This window comes from Pseudoalteromonas sp. A757, assembly GCF_004103285.1.
Lineage (GTDB): Bacteria > Pseudomonadota > Gammaproteobacteria > Enterobacterales > Alteromonadaceae > Pseudoalteromonas > Pseudoalteromonas galatheae.
The window spans coordinates 1-280 of record NZ_QNQN01000008.1 but is presented as its reverse complement, the minus strand read 5'-3'; the positions used below and the strand labels follow the sequence as shown (position 1 = coordinate 280).

The window sequence follows — 280 nt, the reverse complement described above, 5'->3', positions numbered from 1 at the left end:
GCGGACGCAGGAGGATTCGAACCTCCGACCGCCTGGTTCGTAGCCAGGTACTCTATCCAGCTGAGCTATGCGTCCGTTATGAATGTATAGTTTTCCAACTTTCTTTATATTTAACCACCTAAAGAAAAGTGCTGGACTCAGGACGTATTTTTTGAAGGTGAACCTTCGACCACCTTTTTCCTGCCTTTATATTTAACCACTTAAGGAAAAGTGGCGGACGCAGGAGGATTCGAACCTCCGACCGCCTGGTTCGTAGCCAGGTACTCTATCCAGCTGAGCT

General features: G+C 48.2%; 1 tRNA gene. It reads right to left on the bottom strand.

Annotation, left to right across the window (positions count from 1 at the left end):
• Position 1: 1 nt before the first annotated feature.
• Positions 2-75, bottom strand: a tRNA-Arg gene (locus DRB05_RS00030).
• Positions 76-280: the final 205 nt, after the last annotated feature.